The 18,103-nt window shown below is 67.8% G+C and carries 20 protein-coding genes; 8 read left to right on the top strand and 12 right to left on the bottom strand.

All coding sequences use genetic code 11. From position 1 onward, the window contains the following. Positions 1–27 precede the first annotated feature (27 nt). Both AC1DY7_RS10095 and AC1DY7_RS10090 read left to right on the top strand, forming a co-directional pair. Positions 28–777: a dienelactone hydrolase family protein gene (locus tag AC1DY7_RS10095; protein WP_477493542.1), complete on the top strand. Its 750-nt coding sequence runs from the start codon at positions 28–30 to the stop codon at positions 775–777. Positions 778–799: 22 nt separating this feature from the next. Then, positions 800–1,717 (top strand): HpcH/HpaI aldolase/citrate lyase family protein, encoded by a 918-nt coding sequence (locus AC1DY7_RS10090; protein ID WP_477493541.1) that lies wholly within the window; start codon positions 800–802, stop codon positions 1,715–1,717. On the opposite strand, the gene AC1DY7_RS10085 is transcribed toward AC1DY7_RS10090, so the two are convergent. Together AC1DY7_RS10085 and AC1DY7_RS10080 are read right to left on the bottom strand one after the other, a co-directional pair. Continuing rightward, a complete protein-coding gene (locus AC1DY7_RS10085; protein WP_477493540.1) occupies positions 1,711–2,169 on the bottom strand; it encodes a hypothetical protein in 459 nt (152 codons plus the stop codon). The two genes, AC1DY7_RS10090 and AC1DY7_RS10085, sit on opposite strands and share 7 nt — an antisense overlap. A gap of 22 nt (positions 2,170–2,191) precedes the next feature. Beyond that, positions 2,192–2,752, bottom strand: a complete 561-nt coding sequence (locus AC1DY7_RS10080) for a TetR/AcrR family transcriptional regulator (protein WP_477493801.1) — start codon at positions 2,750–2,752, stop codon at positions 2,192–2,194. 108 nt (positions 2,753–2,860) lie between these two features. On the opposite strand from AC1DY7_RS10080, the gene AC1DY7_RS10075 reads away from it, so the two are divergent. Genes AC1DY7_RS10075 through AC1DY7_RS10065 form a run of 3 tightly spaced genes read left to right on the top strand, consistent with a single transcriptional unit; the run spans position 2,861 to position 6,352 of the window. Next, on the top strand, positions 2,861–4,279 hold the full coding sequence (locus AC1DY7_RS10075; protein ID WP_477493539.1) for an ABC1 kinase family protein: 1,419 nt from the start codon (positions 2,861–2,863) through the stop codon (positions 4,277–4,279). Then, on the top strand, positions 4,266–5,447 hold the full coding sequence (locus AC1DY7_RS10070) for a cytochrome P450 (RefSeq protein ID WP_477493538.1): 1,182 nt from the start codon (positions 4,266–4,268) through the stop codon (positions 5,445–5,447). Before AC1DY7_RS10075 ends, AC1DY7_RS10070 begins: the two co-directional genes overlap by 14 nt. Next, complete coding sequence (locus AC1DY7_RS10065; protein ID WP_477493537.1) at positions 5,447–6,352, top strand: NAD-dependent epimerase/dehydratase family protein; 906 nt, start codon at positions 5,447–5,449, stop codon at positions 6,350–6,352. Before AC1DY7_RS10070 ends, AC1DY7_RS10065 begins: the two co-directional genes overlap by 1 nt. On the opposite strand, the gene AC1DY7_RS10060 is transcribed toward AC1DY7_RS10065, so the two are convergent. From AC1DY7_RS10060 to dapB, 3 genes are read right to left on the bottom strand one after another with little or no spacing between them, the layout of a single operon-like run. Continuing rightward, a complete protein-coding gene (locus AC1DY7_RS10060) occupies positions 6,337–6,738 on the bottom strand; it encodes a flavodoxin family protein (RefSeq protein WP_477493800.1) in 402 nt (133 codons plus the stop codon). The two genes, AC1DY7_RS10065 and AC1DY7_RS10060, sit on opposite strands and share 16 nt — an antisense overlap. A gap of 44 nt (positions 6,739–6,782) precedes the next feature. Further along, complete coding sequence (locus AC1DY7_RS10055; RefSeq protein ID WP_477493536.1) at positions 6,783–7,247, bottom strand: hypothetical protein; 465 nt, start codon at positions 7,245–7,247, stop codon at positions 6,783–6,785. Further along, positions 7,247–7,981, bottom strand: a complete 735-nt coding sequence (dapB, locus tag AC1DY7_RS10050) for a 4-hydroxy-tetrahydrodipicolinate reductase (protein WP_477493535.1) — start codon at positions 7,979–7,981, stop codon at positions 7,247–7,249. The genes AC1DY7_RS10055 and dapB overlap by 1 nt, the downstream gene beginning before the upstream one ends. Before the next feature lie 37 nt (positions 7,982–8,018). Between dapB and AC1DY7_RS10045 the strand changes: the two genes are divergently transcribed. Together AC1DY7_RS10045 and AC1DY7_RS10040 are read left to right on the top strand one after the other, a co-directional pair. After that, complete coding sequence (locus tag AC1DY7_RS10045; protein WP_477493534.1) at positions 8,019–8,777, top strand: META domain-containing protein; 759 nt, start codon at positions 8,019–8,021, stop codon at positions 8,775–8,777. A gap of 9 nt (positions 8,778–8,786) precedes the next feature. Next, complete coding sequence (locus AC1DY7_RS10040; RefSeq protein ID WP_477493533.1) at positions 8,787–9,689, top strand: NAD-dependent epimerase/dehydratase family protein; 903 nt, start codon at positions 8,787–8,789, stop codon at positions 9,687–9,689. Here the strand turns inward: AC1DY7_RS10040 and aldR are convergent. After that, positions 9,686–10,201 carry an HTH-type transcriptional regulator AldR gene (gene aldR, locus AC1DY7_RS10035; RefSeq protein ID WP_477493532.1) on the bottom strand — a complete coding sequence of 172 codons (516 nt, stop codon included), beginning with the start codon at positions 10,199–10,201 and terminating at the stop codon, positions 9,686–9,688. The two genes, AC1DY7_RS10040 and aldR, sit on opposite strands and share 4 nt — an antisense overlap. 95 nt (positions 10,202–10,296) lie before the next feature. Here aldR and ald point away from each other — a divergent pair, with 95 nt between their 5' ends. After that, positions 10,297–11,412, top strand: a complete 1,116-nt coding sequence (gene ald, locus AC1DY7_RS10030) for an alanine dehydrogenase (protein WP_477493531.1) — start codon at positions 10,297–10,299, stop codon at positions 11,410–11,412. Positions 11,413–11,466: 54 nt separating this feature from the next. On the opposite strand, the gene bla is transcribed toward ald, so the two are convergent. The 6 genes from bla to AC1DY7_RS10000 form a co-directional block, all read right to left on the bottom strand. After that, positions 11,467–12,360, bottom strand: coding sequence for a class A beta-lactamase (gene bla, locus AC1DY7_RS10025; RefSeq protein ID WP_477493530.1), 894 nt, complete (start codon positions 12,358–12,360; stop codon positions 11,467–11,469). A gap of 22 nt (positions 12,361–12,382) precedes the next feature. Then, positions 12,383–13,720, bottom strand: a complete 1,338-nt coding sequence (locus tag AC1DY7_RS10020) for a M16 family metallopeptidase (protein ID WP_477493529.1) — start codon at positions 13,718–13,720, stop codon at positions 12,383–12,385. Continuing rightward, on the bottom strand, positions 13,698–15,956 hold the full coding sequence (locus AC1DY7_RS10015; RefSeq protein WP_477493528.1) for a polyribonucleotide nucleotidyltransferase: 2,259 nt from the start codon (positions 15,954–15,956) through the stop codon (positions 13,698–13,700). The genes AC1DY7_RS10020 and AC1DY7_RS10015 overlap by 23 nt, the downstream gene beginning before the upstream one ends. A 264-nt stretch (positions 15,957–16,220) precedes the next feature. After that, a complete protein-coding gene (lppU, locus tag AC1DY7_RS10010) occupies positions 16,221–16,706 on the bottom strand; it encodes an LppU family putative lipoprotein (RefSeq protein ID WP_477493799.1) in 486 nt (161 codons plus the stop codon). Between the two features lie 8 nt (positions 16,707–16,714). Beyond that, entirely contained in the window at positions 16,715–16,984 is a 270-nt protein-coding gene (gene rpsO, locus AC1DY7_RS10005) for a 30S ribosomal protein S15 (RefSeq protein ID WP_477493527.1), read from the bottom strand. A gap of 97 nt (positions 16,985–17,081) precedes the next feature. Beyond that, positions 17,082–18,074: a bifunctional riboflavin kinase/FAD synthetase gene (locus AC1DY7_RS10000; RefSeq protein ID WP_477493526.1), complete on the bottom strand. Its 993-nt coding sequence runs from the start codon at positions 18,072–18,074 to the stop codon at positions 17,082–17,084. Between the last annotated feature and the right edge of the window lie 29 nt (positions 18,075–18,103).

Genomic DNA, 18,103 nt, shown 5'->3' with positions numbered 1-18,103 from the left:
CTGGAGCACTGGAGTACAACGGACACCATGCCGATCACCCAAGACACGATCACCACCGCCGACGGCACCTGCCCCGTCGCTGTCGCCACCCCGGACGGAACGGGCCCGTGGCCCGGGGTCGTCCTGTTTCCCGATGCCGGCGGCCTGCGCCCCGCCATGCAGGAGATGGCCGCCAAGTTGGCCGGTTTCGGCTATGTCGTGCTGGTGCCCGATGTCTACTACCGCAGCCCGGGCTGGGGGCCCTTCGACCTCGCCACCGTGTTCACCGACCAGCAACAGCGCAAAGAGCTCTTCGAACTGATGGGCACGCTCACCCCCGAGATCTTCGCAGCCGACGCCGAGGCGTTCTTCGACTACCTCGAGGCTCGGCCCGACGTGACCGGTGAGAAGTTCGGCACCACCGGTTACTGCATGGGCGGACGGGCGTCGCTGATCGTCGCGACCCGCGTGCCCGAGCGGGTCGCGGCAGCGCTGTCGTTCCATGGCGGCCGGATCGCCGTCGCGGACGATCCGGACAGCCCGCATCTGCTGGCCGACAAGATTCAGGCCGTGGTGTACGTCGGCGCGGCCGAGAACGATGCTTCCTTCACCGAGGAGGACGGCAAACGGCTCGAGGACGCCCTGAGCGGTGCGGCCGTCGAGCACACCATCGAGTTCTATTCCGCCGCGCACGGATTCGCTGTGCCCGATCATGCCGCGGTGTACGACGAAGCTGCCGCGCAGCGGCATTGGGACAACACCGAGCGGGTATTTGGGGCCGCTTTGGCCTCGGCCTAGCCGGTAAGCGACGATTGACGGCGTGTACGACCAGCCCAGCACGTCCGAACCCGATCCCGGCGAGTCGGGATTCCGTATCGACCCGGTACTCGCCCGCAGCTGGCTGCTGGTCAACGGCGCCCAGTACGACCGTTTCGCCCCAGCCGCGCGGTCCCGGGCCGACGTGGTGATCCTCGACATCGAAGACGCCGTCGCGCCCAAGGACAAGGATTCCGCGCGGGCCAATGTGGTGCGCTGGCTGAGTGAGGGCAACACCGACTGGGTCAGGATCAACGGATTCGGCACGCCGTGGTGGGCCGATGACCTGGAGATGCTGAGCGGCACCGCGGTCGGTGGCGTCATGCTCGCGATGGTCGAGTCCGTAGACCATGTCACCGAGACTGCCCGCCGGCTGCCGGATGTGCCGATCGTGGCACTGGTCGAGACGGCCCGCGGACTGGAGCGCATCACCGAGATCGCCGCGGCCAAGGGCACCTTCCGGCTGGCGTTCGGCATCGGCGATTTCCGCCGGGACACCGGCTTCGGGGACAACCCCGCCACGCTGGCCTACGCGCGGTCCCGCTTCACCATCGCCGCCAAGGCTGCTCAGCTACCCAGCGCCATCGACGGGCCGACGGTCGGATCCAGTGCCCGCAAACTCAGCGAGGCCACCGCCGTGTCGGCCGAGTTCGGCATGACGGGGAAGATCTGCCTGACCCCGGAACAGTGCGCGACCGTGAACGAGGGTTTGTCGCCCTCGCAGGAGGAAATCAGCTGGGCGCGCGAGTTTTTCGCCGAGTTCCAGCGCGACGGGGGCGAGATCCGCAACGGTTCGGACCTACCGCGCATCGCGCGTGCCGACAAGATCCTGGACCTGGCCAAGGCCTACGGGATCCACGAGTCCGAGTTCGGCGACGATCCGGATCATGTGCCCGCACCGTCGGACACGTTCCACTACTGATTGCCGTCGTGGCGGTGCAGGAACGACCGCACGGCGCGCATGATTCCGCGCCCGGCGTAGATCCCTGCCGCCACCGACACCACAATCATCGCGATGAACATCACCAGCCAGTTGGCGCGGCTGTGGTTGACGTTCCACCACACGATCGTGAACAGCACCGCACAGAGGAACACGACGATGTCGCGCCAGTTCCCGCGATAGGACATCGCCGCCTCGCGGAGCTCCCGGCTTCGTTCGCCCGCGGTGATCAACTCGTCGATGCGCTGATCGATGCTGGCCTGCAGCCGTTCCCGCCGCTCCACCTGCTCCGGCGGAATGCGGTCGAGCAGATCGAGATCCTTGGCAATCAGCCCTCGTACGTCCGGCGGCTTGAGGTTGCCCGCAATGACCCCCAGCATGGCGCCGCCGGCGATGGGCGCGGCTCCGAGGGCTAGTTCAGCGATGCCAGGCATAGCGGCGAGCCTACCGTCCGCGTCAGTTTTGACGCAGGGACTCGATCCGCTGGGCCAGCATGGCCGTCCATTCGGCGACGTACTCCTCGTCCGGGGTGTCGACCTGCGCGGTGCGGAACACGATGTGGCTGACCCGCTTTCCCAGCAGGGCGTTCACGCCGAAGGCGGCGACCCGGCGGGCATCGGCCGACGCCAGATCCGGCGCGCATGCCGCGAGCCAGTCGGCGAGTTCGGAGTACAACCCCTCGACCAGGGCGGCGTAGGCGTCCTGCACCCGGGTGGAATCCTCGGCCGGAGTCCGCGCGGCGACCTGCAGGAACTCGCTCTCCCTATCCAGAACGTTGAACAGGTAGCGACACAGCAAGGTCAGCTCGGTGCGCAGGTCCCCCAGACCGGCGAACAGTGCGCTGATATCGCGCATGGCCCGGCGCCGGTCCAGTTGACGGTCGATGCCCGCGGCGAGCAGGGCTTCCTTGGACTTGAAGTGGTTGTAGAGCGCGCCACAGCCAGGAACCAGACCGGCGGCCTTCTCGATCTGATTGATGCTGGTCGCCCGGTAGCCCTGCGCGCCGAACAGCCGCATGCCCTCGTTGACCAGTCGTTCCTTCGTCGAGATGTCCACCCTTGACCATCCATAAGTGAGTACATATATTCGGTAGGACCACACTATACAACGGGCGGGAGCAGCACGATGGCAGGTGACGTGCCGCGCGGCCGGATACGCCGCACGATGCCCGTGGCGGGATTCACCGCCCGCGCCGCCGGTGGACGGGTGGTGGCCGGTCTGCGCGAGAAAACAGGCGACGCCGGCGCGGTCGAACGCTTCCATGAGCGCACTGCCGAGCGGTACGCGGACCTGCTCGGCCACTCCAAGGGTGTGCTGATGAAAGCCGGCCAGCTGGTGTCCATGGTGGATCCCGCGGCCGTCGGCGTCGGCGAGCTCACGCCCTATCAGAAAGCGCTGACCCGGCTTCAGGCCGACGCCCCTCCGATGGATCCCGCGCTGGCCCGCCGCGTCCTGGAGGACGAGCTCGGCCGCCCCGTCGGCGACGTGTTCGCCGACTTCGGCAGCGAACCGATGGCCGCGGCGTCGATAGGGCAGGTGCATCGCGCGACGCTGCACGACGGCCGTCGGGTCGCGGTGAAGATCCAATATCCCGGTGTGGCACAGGCCATCCGCGACGATCTGTCCAACACCGAGTTGCTGTCGACCGTCTTCCGGTTCGCCGCGGGCGCAGCAGGCACCTTGGGAGCGGCGCTGCCCGATATCGGCGAGGCCGCAGCCGAGATTTCGGCGCGTATCTCCGAAGAGCTCGACTACCGGCAAGAGGCGGCCCACATCACTGCCTTCGCCGACCTGTACCGCGGGCACCCGTTCATCCGGGTGCCCGACGTCGTTGCCGAAGCCTCGGCCGATCGCGTTCTGACCATGACGTACCTCGACGGATGGGATTGGGCCGCAGCCCAAGACGCCGACCAGCAGCTCAAGGACGCCTGGGCCGAGGTGCTCACGCGGTTCATCACCGGCTCCTATCGCCACGGGAACCTGTTCCACGCCGATCCGCACCCCGGCAACTACCGGTTCGGCGAGGACGGCTCCGTGGGTTTCCTCGACTTCGGTTGTGTGAAGGTCCTGACCGAAACCCAACGCCGCCGCATCGTGACCATGATGCACACCGCGGTCAATCGGCGCAAAGACGACCTACGCAGGCTGATGGTCGAAAGTGGATTCCTGACAATGGATTCCACCCTCACCGCCGATGAGACCTTCCAGTGGTACGCGGGCATCATCCATGAAGTCCTCGGCCCCCAACCGGCGACCTATGGCGAGGAATCGTCCGCCCGTGCCATCGAATACCTCATCGACGTGCGATCCGCCGATCACCCCATGCGCAGGATGACAGTGCCACCGGACTTCGTGTTCTTCTCCCGACTCAACCTGTCGATGAATGCGATCCTGTCGACACTGCATGCCACCTACGACGCCCGGGCCATGCTCGACGACATGGACGGCGCCGCAGAGCCGGTCAGCGATCTCGGACGGCAGCACGTCGCCTGGGTCAGGGAGCGCGGCCTGCCATTCGGACTGGAGCAGCATGACCAGCGCTGAGGCCACCGGGGCACGTCTGCCCTGGGATGCCGAAAACCCTTACGAGTTCTACGCGGCCCGGCGCCGCGAGGGAAACGTGGTGTGGGACGAGGCCGCCCAGGCCTGGCTGGTGCTGAGTTATGACGCCGCTCGCGAGGTGCTCGGCGGCACCGGCTGGACCAGCGATCCGTTCGCGAACGCCCTCGCGCTGGCATCCGCGGATGCCGTCACTCGCGAATTCTCCCGCGGATCCATGCTTTTCGCCGACGGCGCCGAGCATCAGCGGCTGCGTGGCTCGGTCCGTGACGTGTTCACCCGCAACTTCGTTGCCGACCTCGGAACAGGTGTGCAGTCGGTCGCCGACGACCTGATCTGCCACTCCGCCACGGGACGTGAGTTCGACTTCATGGCCGACATTGCGCTACCCCTGCCCGTCGCCGTCATCAGTGCGTGGCTCGACCTCGACGCCGCTGCCGCCCATCTGCTGCGCGAGGTCTCCCCCGTCATCATCCGCATGCTGGGGACCCTGGCCGAGCCGGACGAGATGATCGCAGGCACCACGGCGTCGGCCATGCTGATGGCCGCGTTCCTGCCGATTGCCGCCGACCGGCGTGCCCACCCCGGCGATGACCTGTTCAGTTTCATCGCCGGTGACCCCGACCTGGCGCTCGAAGAAGTGGTGATGACGGCCATCCTCATCGCGGTCGCGGGCCACGAGACCACCGCGAATCTGCTTGGCGCGGCGATGGACACGTTGCTCACGCCGGACGCCGACGGTGCCCGCATCGCGGACCGGATCGATCCGGCGGACCCGGCGGTGGCCGCCGAACTGATCCGGCTCGATGCGCCGGTGCAGTCCACCGTCCGCACCGCCACCGCGGATCATGTACTCGACGGCGTCAAGATCGCGGCCGGCCAGAGCACCCTGGTGGCGATCGCCGCAGCCAACCGCGACCCCGCCGTCTTCGACGAACCCGACCGGTTCCGGCTGGACCGCGGCGGACCGGCTGCGCTGTCGTTCGGGTACGGCGCCCACTACTGCCTGGGCGCGGCGCTGGCACAGCTCGAGCTCGCCATCGCGCTGCCGAGAATCCTGGCCCGCCGCCCGGTGCTCATCGGTCAGGCGAGCTGGCGGGACACCCCCGCCATCCGTGGGCCGGTGTCGATGCCGATGACGTTCGGCGGCTGATGCGCGTCTTCGTGACCGGAGGCACCGGCGCCATCGGCGGATACACGGTGCCTGCACTCATCGCCGACGGGCACACCGTCTCGGCGCTGGCGCGGAGCCCCGCGACGGCGGCGGTCCTGCGCCGCCAGGGTGCCACTCCGGTGCCGGTGTCGCTGTTCGACCGCGACGCACTCGCGTCGGCATTCGCAGGCCACGACGCGGTGCTGAACCTGGCCTCCGCGCTGCCGCCGACGCACCGGTTCCTGCTCAGATCGGCGTGGACGGACTGTCATCGCATCCGCAGCGACGGATCTGCCGCGGTGGTCGACGCGGCGGCCGCGGCGGGGGTCCGGCGCCTGGTGCAGGAGTCGGTGGTGATGATCTACCGCGCCGGCGCGGATCGCTGGATCGACGAAAGCTGGCCCACCGAAACCTATTTCATTGCGACGGGCAATCACGCCGCGGAGGCCAACGCGCAGCGCTTCGGCGGCACCGCAGTGATCCTGCGCTTCGGCATGTTCTACGGTCGCGGTGCCGCGCACAGCGAGCAGCTCATGGCGATGGCGCGCCGTCACGTCGGGTTCACGGCGGGCAGGCCCGACAGTTATGTATCGTCGATCCACCTCGCCGACGGCGCCGACGCCGTGGTGGCCGCGCTGGACTGCCCCGGTGGGACCTACAACATCGTGGACGACGAGCCTGTCACCGCGCGTGCGAATGTGGAAGCGATGGCCGCGGCGGTCGGGGCGTCCGCCTGGCTGCGCGGTCCCGGCCCGGCTGCCCTGCTGCTCGGTGACCGGTCCACCTCGATGACCCGGTCATTGCGAGTGAGCAACGCCCGCTTCCGGGAGGTGACTGGGTGGATACCGCGGTACCCCAGTGTGCGCGAAGGCTATTCGGCGATGGCGGCTCAGCCCATCAGCTGAGCCGCGACGGTGGCCCCGAGATTCCAGCACGCCTCCAGGTCGGCCTGACTGGGTTTACCCGAAACCACCACGTAGTCAGCGGCCTTCACCCAGCCCAGACCCCCGGTGATCCCGGTGATCGCGCGCTCGGCGCCCTCGGTCCCCTCGTTGCCGTGCAACCACAATCCGAACGGACGGCCCCGGGTGGAATCCAGGATCTGATAGTAGGACTGGTCGAAGGCGTGCTTGAGTGCGCCGCTGAGGTACCCGAGATTGACGGGGCTGCCGAGCAGGTAGCCGTCGGCTTCCAGCATGTCCACCGGCGACACCGTCAGCGCCGGGCGGCGCACCACCTCGACACCCTCGATGTCGGGATCGCTCGCGCCCGAGAGCACCGCCTCGAACATCTCCTGACAGTGCGGCGAGGGCGTGTGGTGCACGACGAGCAACCTCACGCGCGCTCCATATCGACCGCAGTGCGCATCGTCTCGCGGGCCCGCGACCGGTCACCGGCGTAGTCGTAGGCGCGGGCCAACCGGTACCACCGCACCCAGTTGTCCCGGTCGGCATCCAACTCCTCGCGCACCGTCGCGAAGAGCGCGTCGGCCGCGTCGCGGTCGATCCGGCCCGACGGCATCCGCGGCAGGTCGCTGACGTCGAGTTCCATCCCGCTCTCGCGGGCCAGCCGGGCCAGCCGCTGATGGGCGAAGCCGGCCCGCAGCGTGCTCACCATGGCCCACAACCCGACGATCGGCAGCAGCAGCAGAGCCACCCCCAGCCCGATGGGCGCCCACTCACCGGAGGCCAGGAACGCGAACGCGATGCGGCCGATCATGATGAAGTAGGCGACCATCGCCACGCACATCAGGCCGATCAGCAGCTGGATGCGCAGGCTGCGGGCACCGTCACCGGCCATTACAGGTCCAGCAGCGGTTCGATGCCGATGGTCAGGCCGGGGTGTTGCGCCACCTTGCGGACACCGAGCAGCACGCCCGGGACGAACGAGGTGCGGTCCAAGCTGTCGTGCCGGATGGTCAGCGTCTCCCCCGTGGTGCCGAACAGCACCTCCTGGTGCGCGATCAGCCCGGCCAGCCGGATCGAGTGCACCGGGATTCCGTCGACATCGGCACCGCGTGCACCGTCGATGCCGGTGCTGGTGGCATCGGGGTTGGGCGGCAAGCCTTTCCGCGCTTCCGCGATGAGCTTGGCGGTCCGTGCCGCGGTACCCGACGGCGCATCGGCCTTGTGCGGGTGATGGAGCTCGATGACCTCGACGGACTCGAAATGGCGCGCGGCCTGCTTGGCGAAGTGCATGGTGAGCACCGCGCCGATGGCGAAGTTCGGGGCGATCAGCACCGAGACACCCGGTGCGGCGTCGAGCCACGCCTGCACCTGCGCGACGCGGTCATCGGTGAAGCCCGTGGTCCCGACGACCGCGTGAATGCCGTTGTCGATCAGGAACTTCAGGTTGTCCATCACCACGTCAGGGTGGGTGAAGTCGATGACCACCTCGGTGTTGCTGTCGGTCAGCGCGCTCAGCGCGTCGCCCGCGTCGACCTCGGCCGACAACTCCAGATCGGCGGCGTCCGCAACGGCCGCGACCATGGTCGCGCCCACCTTGCCCTTGGCACCCAGAACTGCAACTCGCATGGGTGGCAGCCTACTGCGGTACCCGTACCGTGAACCCATGCGCCTTGTCCCGTTCGTGCTTGCCACGCTGGCGATGGCCGGCTGCGCCCCGACCGCCGCCGCCGACGACGACCCCACACCGCAGGACCGCACCTTCGTGTCGGTGGACGTGGCGGGCGAGCGCATCCCCGGCGGCGGGCCACTGACGCTCAGCTTCGCCGACGGTCGGCTCTCGGCGTTTGCCGGCTGCAACCACGGATCGGGACCGGCCGATCTGCGCGACGGGCACCTGAGCACCCGGCTGGCGACCACCATGATGGCCTGTCCGCCGCCCCTCGGCGACGCCGATTCCTGGATGGCGCGACTCCTGGAGGGCCGCCCGGCGTGGACGCTGAATGCCGACACCCTCACGCTGCGTACCGATACCACCGCCGTCACGCTGCGCGACAAGTCGGTGGTGGACCCCGACAGGCCGCTCGTCGGCACCAGTTGGCGGGTGGCCACACTGGTCAGCAAGCAGGCCGCCATGACCTCGGTGGCACTGGAGCAGGCAAAGCCCGGACTGACCATCCGCGCCGATCAGACCGTCACCGGATGGACGGGATGCAACACGTTCTACGGTCGCGCCGAGATCACCGGCAGCACCGTGACGTTCGGTCCGCTCAACACCAGCGGGCCGGCGTGCGACGGCGAACTCGGTGACATCGAACGATCGATCGTGCGGGTGCTCGACGGACCGGTCACGACCGTGATCGACGCCGACCGCTTGACGATGACCGGCGCCGAAGGCAACGGACTGGTGCTGCGCGCCGAGTAGCATCTGGCCATGCGTGGCGCGAAGATTCTCATCACCGGCCCGACCGGACAGGTCGCCGCACCGCTGGCCTTGTCGCTGGCGGCCGACAACGAGGTGTGGGGCATCGCCCGCTTCACCGACACCACGGCCCGAGAGAACTTGGAGCGCGCCGGAATTCGCTGCGAGAAGGTGAACCTGGCCGCGGGTGACTTCAGCGGGATCCCGTCCGATTTCGAATACGTCCTGAATCTAGCGGTCGCCAAGAGCGGGCGCTGGGACAAGGACCTGGCGGCCAACGCCGAGTCCGTCGGCCTGCTGATGGCGCACTGCGCCGACGCTAAGGCCTTCCTGCACTGTTCGTCTGCCGCGGTGTACGACCCGCCGGACGACGAGCCCCGCACCGAGACGACGGCGCTCGGTGACAACCACAAGTCACTGCTTCCGACGTACTCGATCTCGAAGATCGCGGGTGAGGCGGTGGCGCGGACCATGTCCCGCGCACTCGGCGTACCGACGGTCATCGCGCGGCTCAACGTGCCGTATGGCGACAACGGCGGCTGGCCGTTCTATCAGATGGAGATGATGCGCTCCGGTGTGCCGATCCCGGTCCCGCCCGGCGGACCGGCTCGCTACAACCCCATTCACGAGGACGACATCATCGCGACGCTGCCCAAGATGCTCGCGGCGGCATCGGTGCCCGCGACGACGGTCAACTGGTGCGGTGATCAGACGGTGAGCCTGCAGGAGTGGTGCGCCTACATCGGCGAACTGGTCGGTGTCGAGCCGGTGTTCGAAGTGAGCGAGCAGGCGTTGCGTGGCGGTCCGACCGATACGACGCGGATGCACGAACTCGTCGGCGGCACCGCGGTGGACTGGCGTGACGGGATCCGCCGGATGGTCACGACGTTCCACCCCGAGCTGGTGTCGCACTAGAGCGGTGACGCGCCGCGCAGATGCTCGAAGATCAGCGACGTCTGCGTGCCTGCGACGTCGGCGTCCGCATTGAGGTTCTCCACGACGAAGGAGCGCAGGTCGTCGGTGTCCCGTGCGGCGACGTGCAGGATGAAATCCTCGCCGCCGGCCAGGAAGTAGACGTCCATCACCTGGGGTCGTTTACGGATGTTGGCGATGAAGTCCCGGATCCGGCCGCGCGCATGGGATTGCAGACTCACCGAGATCATGGCCTGCAGGGCCAGGCCCACCGCCGCGGGGTCGATGTCGGTGTAGAAGCCGCGGATCACGCCGATGTCTTGCAGCCGCCGCAACCGGCCGTGACACGTCGACGGGGCGATGCCGACGGTCTCGGCCAGCGCACTGTTGGAGACACGGGCATCGGCATGCAGGGCCAGCAGCATGCGCCGGTCGATGTCGTCGAGCTCGGCCGGCCGAACATCCTTCGGTGCAGGGGCCAGACGCGCCCTCGGTGGCGTTGATTGTTCACGCATGGCGGTATCTTAGCGAATCTTTATCGTAGTTATTGCCGTCCATTCGAAGGTTATTCACACTAGACGCAGCATCCCAACGCTTACAGGAGCACGAAATGCGCGTCGGCATCCCGACCGAGATCAAGAACAACGAATTCCGCGTCGCCATCACCCCGGCCGGCGTGGCCGAACTGACCCGCCGTGGCCACGATGTGGTCATCCAGGCCGGCGCCGGTGAGGGTTCGGCCGTCGCCGACAACGACTTCAAGGCCGTCGGCGCCGAGATCGTGGCGACCGCCGATCAGGTGTGGGCCGAGGCCGACCTGCTGTTGAAGGTCAAGGAGCCCATCGAGGCCGAGTACAGCCGCCTGCGCAAGGGCCAGACGCTGTTCACCTACCTGCACCTGGCCGCGTCCCGGCCGTGCACCGACGCCCTGCTGGCCTCTGGCACCACCTCGATCGCGTACGAAACCGTGCAGACCACTGACGGCGCTCTTCCCCTGCTCGCCCCGATGAGTGAGGTCGCGGGCCGGTTGGCGGCCCAGGTCGGGGCCTACCACCTGATGCGCACGCAGGGTGGTCGCGGCGTGCTCATGGGCGGCGTCCCCGGCGTCGCTCCGGCCAAGGTCGTCGTCATCGGCGGCGGCATGGCCGGCGACAACGCAGCGGCCGTGGCCTGGGGCATGGGCGCGCATGTCACCGTGTTCGACCTCAACGTCAACACCCTGCGCAAGATCGACGCCGAATACGGCGGCGCCATCGAGACCCGCTATTCGTCGAGCCTCGATCTGGAAGAAGCCGTAAAGCAGGCCGACCTGGTGATCGGTGCCGTGCTGGTGCCCGGTGCCAAGGCCCCCAAGCTGGTCACCAATGCGACTGTGGCACACATGAAGTCCGGCGCGGTGCTGGTCGACATCGCGATCGACCAGGGCGGCTGCTTCGAGGATTCCCGCCCCACCACCCACGACGACCCGACGTTCGCCGTGCACGACACCGTGTTCTACTGCGTGGCCAACATGCCGGGCGCCGTCCCGCGGACGTCGACCTACGCGCTCACCAACGCGACGATGCCCTACGTGCTCCGGCTCGCCGACAAGGGTTGGCAGGCCGCGTGTGCCGCCGACGCCGCGCTGGCCAAGGGCCTCTCGACGCACGAGGGCGCGCTGCTCAACGAGCACGTGGCCGCCGACCTGGGATTGGCGTTCACCGATCCCTCGGCCGTCCTGATCTGACGCTTCACCCCCACCGTCGCCCGGCTGGATTCATCCGGCCGGGCGATGTGTATCTCAGGGGTGATCGGGGTCCAGCAGGTAGGGCAGCACCAGAGTGGTGAGCTCCCCGATCAGCGGGCGCAGCGCGTCCGCCTTCGGGTTGTCGGTCGCCGACCGGGTCATGATGGCCAGCAGGATCCGCTGCCCCGCAGGTCCGAAGGCGATCCCCACATCGTTGGTGCTGCCGTAATCGCCACTGCCCGTCTTGTCCGCCGTCGTCCACCCGGCGGGCAGACCGGCACGCGCACTGGAAGTTTCGTTGGCCCGCATCCAGTCCTCCAGCAACTGCCGCTGCGGCGCAGCCAGCGCAGCCCCGGTCAGCAGCTCGCGGTATCCCCCGCCGAGTGCCGCCGGCGTGCTGGTGTCCCGCGGGTCGCCGGGGATCGCCGAGTTCAGCTCCGTCTCCCACCGGTCCAGGCGGGTGCGGTCGTCACCGATGCTGCGCGCGAAGGCGGTGACGGCCTGCGGGCCGCCGATACGCTTCAGCAACAGGTTGCCCGCCGTGTTGTCGCTGACCTGCAGGGCCGCCTGACACAATTCGGCCAATGTCATCTCGGTGCCCGCCCGGGGTCCGGTGCGCGGCGAGTTCGCGACCACTGCCGCGGGATCGACGAATTCGGTGTCTTCCAGCGTGAATTCGCCCCGTCCCACCTGCTGTAGCACCCGACCGGCGGCGTACGCCTTGAAGGTCGAGCACATCGCGAACGCCTGGTCGGCCCGGTGCGACACGGCGCCCGGGGAATCCAGGTTGACCGCCGCCAGCCCCACCACGGCATTGTGCCGGCGCTCCAGCGCACCGATGCGTTCATCCAGTGGCGACACCGGTTCGGCGGACGCCCGCTGACCTGCGGACATCACCGCCGCGAAAGTCAGGCCGCCAATGATCACGTTTCGTCGGGACATTCGCATGCCCCAACCCTACCGACCAACCCTAGATTTGCCGAAGACGTTGCGGTAGTGAGCGTTTCGTCTTGTGCGGCCCCAGCACCGCAGCACCCAATGGTTTCGAGAGCAGGGCGCGGGCCACGCCGTTCACCTCATCGAGGGTGACGGCGTCGATCTGCGCCAACGTCTGCGCGATGGTGCGGTGCGCGCCATAGTTGAGCTCACTGCGGCCCATCCGGTGCATCCGCGATCCGGAGTCCTCCAGGCCCAGCACCAGACCACCGCGCAACGAGCCCTTGGCAATCCGGCATTCGGCTTCGGTGATCCCGTCGACGGCCACGTCGGCGAGCACGTCGGTGGCCAGCCGGACCACCTCGTCGAACCGCTCCGGCAGGCACGCCGCGTACACCGAGAACGCACCGGCGTCGGAGAACATGTCCACGCTCGAATACACCGAATAGGCCAGGCCGCGCGACTCCCGGATCTGTTGGAACAGACGGGAACTCAGGCCGCCACCGAGTGCGGTGTTGAGCACCGACAACGCCCAGCGATGCTCCCAGTAGCGTCCCGGTGTCCGCACCCCGGCCAGCACATGACTCTGCTCGGAGTCACGGTTGACCACCAGCAGACCCGGCTGTCCGGGCACCCGGCCCGCACCCTTACGGTGCGCCACCGGGGTGCGCCCGTCGGTCAGATGCGCTCCGAAATACCGGCGGGCGAGAGCGACGACCCGTTTGTGGTCGATATTGCCGGCCACCGCCAGCACCATGCGCTCCGGCGTGTACCGGCGGACGTGGAACGAGTGCAACTGCGCGCGGGTCATCGACTCGATGGACTCGACGCTGCCGATCACCGGGCGTCCGACGGGGTGATCGCCGAACATCGCCGTCAGGAAGACGTCCCCGAGGGTGTCCTCCGGGTCGTCGTCGCGCATGGCGATCTCTTCCAGCACGACGTCGCGTTCGACCTCGACATCCGCTGCGGCACAACGGCCGCGCAGGACGACGTCGGCCACCAGGTCCACCGCGAGTTCCAGATCGGTGTCCAGCACGTGCGCGTAGTAGCAGGTGTGCTCACGCGCGGTGAACGCGTTGAGCTCACCGCCCACCGCGTCCACCGCCTGCGCGATGTCGACGGCAGACCGGGTCGGCGTCGACTTGAACAACAGGTGCTCGAGGAAATGCGCCGCACCGGCCACCGATGGACCCTCGTCGCGGGAACCGACACCGACCCACACCCCGACCGATGCGGAATGCACGGACGGGATGTACTCGGTGACCACCCGCAACCCTCCGGGCAGTACGGAGATCCGCACTGCCTCGGAGGTGTCTTCGCCGCTGTTGACGCGGCGTAATGCTGGTTTAGGCGTCAGCGGTCGCGGCATCAGCGTCGGCGGGAGCGTCAGCAGGCGCCGAAGGAGCTTCCCCGGAGGTCTCGCCCTCTTCGGCGACCAGGACCAGCGAGATCTTGCCACGGTTGTCGATATCGGCGATCTCCACCCGGAGCTTGTCACCGAGCTTCACGACATCCTCGACCTTGGCGATGCGCTTGCCACGGCCCAGCTTGCTGATGTGCACCAGCCCGTCACGACCCGGCAGCAGCGACACGAACGCACCGAAGTCGGTGGTCTTGACGACCGTGCCCAGGAACCGCTCGCCGACCTTGGGCAGCTGCGGGTTGGCGATCGCGTTGATCATGTCGATCGCGGCCTGCGCGGCCTCGCCATTGCTGGCACCCACGAACACCGTGCCGTCGTCCTCGATGGAGATCGAGGCGCCGGTCTGCTCGGTGATCGAGTTGATCATCTTGCCCTTGGGCCCGATCACCTCGCCGATCTTGTCTACCGGCACCTTGATGGTGGTGATCCGCGGCGCGTACGGGCTCATCTCGTCGGGCTCGTCGATGGCCTCGGCCATCACGTCGAGGATGGTCAGACGCGCGTCCTTGGCCTGGGCCAGCGCACCGGCCAGCACCTTGGACGGGATGCCGTCGAGCTTGGTGTCCAACTGCAGGGCGGTGACGAAGTCCTTGGTGCCTGCGCACTTGAAGTCCATGTCGCCGAACGCATCCTCGGCACCGAGGATGTCGGTGAGGGTGACGTAACGGGTTTCACCGTCGACATCGTCGGACACCAGACCCATGGCGATACCGGCGACCGGGGCCTTGAGCGGCACACCGGCGTTCAGCAGCGACAGGGTCGAGGCGCAGACCGAGCCCATCGAGGTGGAACCGTTGGAGCTCAACGCTTCTGACACCTGGCGGATGGCGTACGGGAACTCTTCGACGCTCGGCAGCACCGGCATCAGGGCGCGCTCGGCGAGTGCACCGTGGCCGATCTCGCGGCGCTTGGGCGAACCGACGCGGCCGGTCTCACCGGTCGAGAACGGCGGGAAGTTGTAGTGGTGCATGTAGCGCTTGGAGGTCTCAGGTCCCAGCGAGTCGATCTGCTGGGCCATCTTGACCATGTCCAGCGTGGTGACACCCATGATCTGGGTCTCGCCGCGCTCGAACAACGCGCTGCCGTGCGCCCGCGGGATGATCGCGACCTCGGCGCTCAGGGCGCGGATGTCGGTGACGCCACGGCCGTCGATGCGGAAGTGATCGGTGATGATGCGCTGGCGCACAAGCTTCTTGGTCAGCGACCGGTAGGCGGCGCCGATCTCCTTCTCGCGTCCGGCGAAGGTGTCGGCGAGACGCTCCAGCACCTCACCCTTGATCTCGTCGGTGCGTGCATCACGCTCGGCCTTGCCGCCGATCGTGAGGGCCTGCGACAGCGCCTCGGTGGCCACCCCGGATACCTGGGCGTAGACGTCGTCCTGGTAGTCGGGGAACAGCGGGTACACCGCGGTCTCCTTGCCGGCGGCCTCGTGCAGCGCCTGCTGCGCATCGCACAGGGCGGCGATGAACGGCTTGGCGGCTTCCAGACCCTCGGCCACGACGGACTCCGTCGGGGCACCGGCACCGCCGGCGATGAGGTCGATGACGTTGTCGGTGGCCTCGGCCTCGACCATCATGATCGCGACGTCGTCACCGGCCTTGCGGCCCGCGACGACCATGTCGAACACGGCGGTCTCGAGCTGCTCGACGGTCGGGAATGCGACCCACTGACCGGAGATCAGCGCGACGCGGACGCCGCCGACCGGACCGGAGAACGGCAGGCCGGAGATCTGGGTGGACGCCGACGCGGCGTTGATGGCCAGCACGTCGTACAGATCCTTGGGATCCAGGCTCAGCACCGTGACCACGACCTGGATCTCGTTACGCAGGCCGGACACGAAGGTCGGGCGCAGCGGCCGGTCGATCAGACGACAGGTCAGGATCGCGTCGGTGGAGGGACGGCCCTCGCGGCGGAAGAACGAGCCGGGGATGCGACCCGCGGCGTACATCCGCTCCTCGACGTCGATGGTCAGCGGGAAGAAGTCGAAATGGTCTTTCGGGGACTTGCTGGCGGTGGTGGCGCTCAGCAGCATGGTCTCGTCGTCGAGGTAGGCGACGACCGAACCGGCGGCCTGCCGGGCCAGGCGGCCCGTCTCGAAGCGGATGGTGCGGGTGCCGAAGCTCCCGTTGTCGATGACGGCGGTGGATTCAAACACGCCTTCGTCGGTTTCAACTGCAGACATATGTGTCCGTACAGCCTCTCTTGCTCGGGTATTCAACTGTTTCGCGCGTCAGCGAACTCAGATCCCGTTCCGGATGCGGCTACGGCCGTCGATCGAAGCTGCCGGGGATCTTCTCCCGGCAGCCACTACCGAAGACCGCCCGATCCCTCGAACGGTGCGGTGACGCACAGGAACGGTGCGCGCGGAAACACGCGAACCGCACCAAGTGCCAAGGCCCAGTGGCCTAAAACACCCCTATGTTACACCGGGGCATCATGACCCCGGTCATGCCACGTCTTCGACGCACACGGTGAAGTCACGCTGGTCGTACGGGTAGCCGACGCCGCTGCTGCACTGATCGACATTGGCCACCCCCTGCAGGATCTGGGTCGCACGCTGGCGGTGTGGCTGGGCGGCGTCGGCACAATTCACCCGGCTGGGGTCGCGGTCGTGCTCCGGGTCGATGCTCATGCAGTCACCGGCCACCCAGTCGATATCCATGCAGATGGTGCTGCCGCCGTCGCCGAAGGTGCTGCGCATCGAGTAGTACGAGTCGGCATCGGTGGGGCACTCGTCGCCGGTGGCAACGGTGGCGACGACCTTGTAGTTCGACTCGGGGCTACCGCACTGCGCCTTGATGGCTTCCGGCCGGTCCGGCGGACCGCCCACTTTCAGGCAGTCCCCGGCCCGCAGATCCGCGGCAGCAGCCGACGAACAACCGGTGGTGAGTCCCCCCACGAGAAAACAGAACGCGGCCGCGACAGCCGCGATTCTGGGCGTCAGCGACGCAGACCGAGGCGCTCGATCAGCGAGCGGTAACGCTCGACGTCGACCTGAGCGACGTACTTGAGCAGCCGGCGACGACGGCCCACCAGCAGCAGCAGTCCGCGGCGCGAGTGGTGATCGTGCTTGTGCAGCTTCAGATGCTCGGTCAGATCGGAGATCCGCTTGGTCAGCATGGCGACCTGGGCCTCCGGCGAACCGGTGTCGGTGTCATGAAGGCCGTACTGGCCGAGAATTTCTTTTTTCTGTTCGACGGTGAGCGCCACGAAACAACTCCATCAATAGGTATCGCGAGGATTGAACTAAGGCGCGGCCGCCGCGAACTGCAGCACGCGCTGGGTCGCGGGGAAGTCTAGCAGTCCTCTACTGCGCAGCGAGAATCGTGCGGGCCCGGGCGGTATCACCCTGCATGGCCACCACCAGGTCATCGACCGAGTCGAACTTCTCCTGGCCACGGATGCGGGCCACGAAGTCGACGGCGACGTGCTGGCCGTACAGGTCGGCCTCGGTGTCGAGGACGAACGCCTCGACCGTGCGGGTCCGTCCGGAGAAGGTCGGGTTGGTGCCCACCGAGACCGCCGCCTGATAGCGCTGCCCCGGCGTGACGGTCCCGACGACCGGGCCGTGCCCCAGGACGGTGAACCAGGCCGCGTAGACACCGTCGGCCGGGATGGCCGAATGCATGGGCGGCGCGACGTTGGCGGTCGGGAATCCGAGCACGCGACCGCGCCCGTCCCCGCGCACCACCACGCCCTCGACCCGGTGCGGCCGGCCCAGCGCCTCGGCGGCGGCCACCACGTCACCCGCGTCGACGCAGGAGCGGATGTAAGTCGAGGAGAACGTCACCGATTCGTCGCGATTGGTGGCAGCCGCCGCGGAAACCTCGGACACCAGGGACATTCCTTCGACCGCGAAGCCGAACCGATCACCCGCCCTGCGCAGCAGGTTGACGTTGCCCGCGGCTTTCTTGCCGAAGGTGAAGTTCTCCCCCACCACGACCTCGACGACGTGCAGGCTTTCCACCAGCAACTCGTGGATGTAGCGCTCGGGGGTCAGCTTCATGAAGTCCGCGGTGAACGGCATCACCAGGAAGACGTCGATACCCGTTTCCTCGACCAGTTCGGCCCGCCGGGTCAGCGTGGTCAGCTGCGCCGGATGACTACCGGGGAAGACCACTTCCATCGGATGCGGATCGAAGGTCATCAGCACGGTGGGCACTCCGCGCGAGCGGCCGGATTTGACCGCGTGATTGATCAGTTCGGCGTGGCCGCGGTGAACACCGTCGAACACGCCGATGGTGACGACGCATCGCCCCCAGTCCGTGGGGATGTCCTCCCGGCCCCGCCACCGTTGCACGACGCCAGCCTACGGCGCGCGCGCCAGGC

This window comes from Mycobacterium sp. P2_H7 (genome assembly GCF_056403275.1).
The sequence above is the reverse complement of the archived record's forward strand: the minus strand, read 5'-3'. Positions and strand labels throughout refer to the sequence as shown.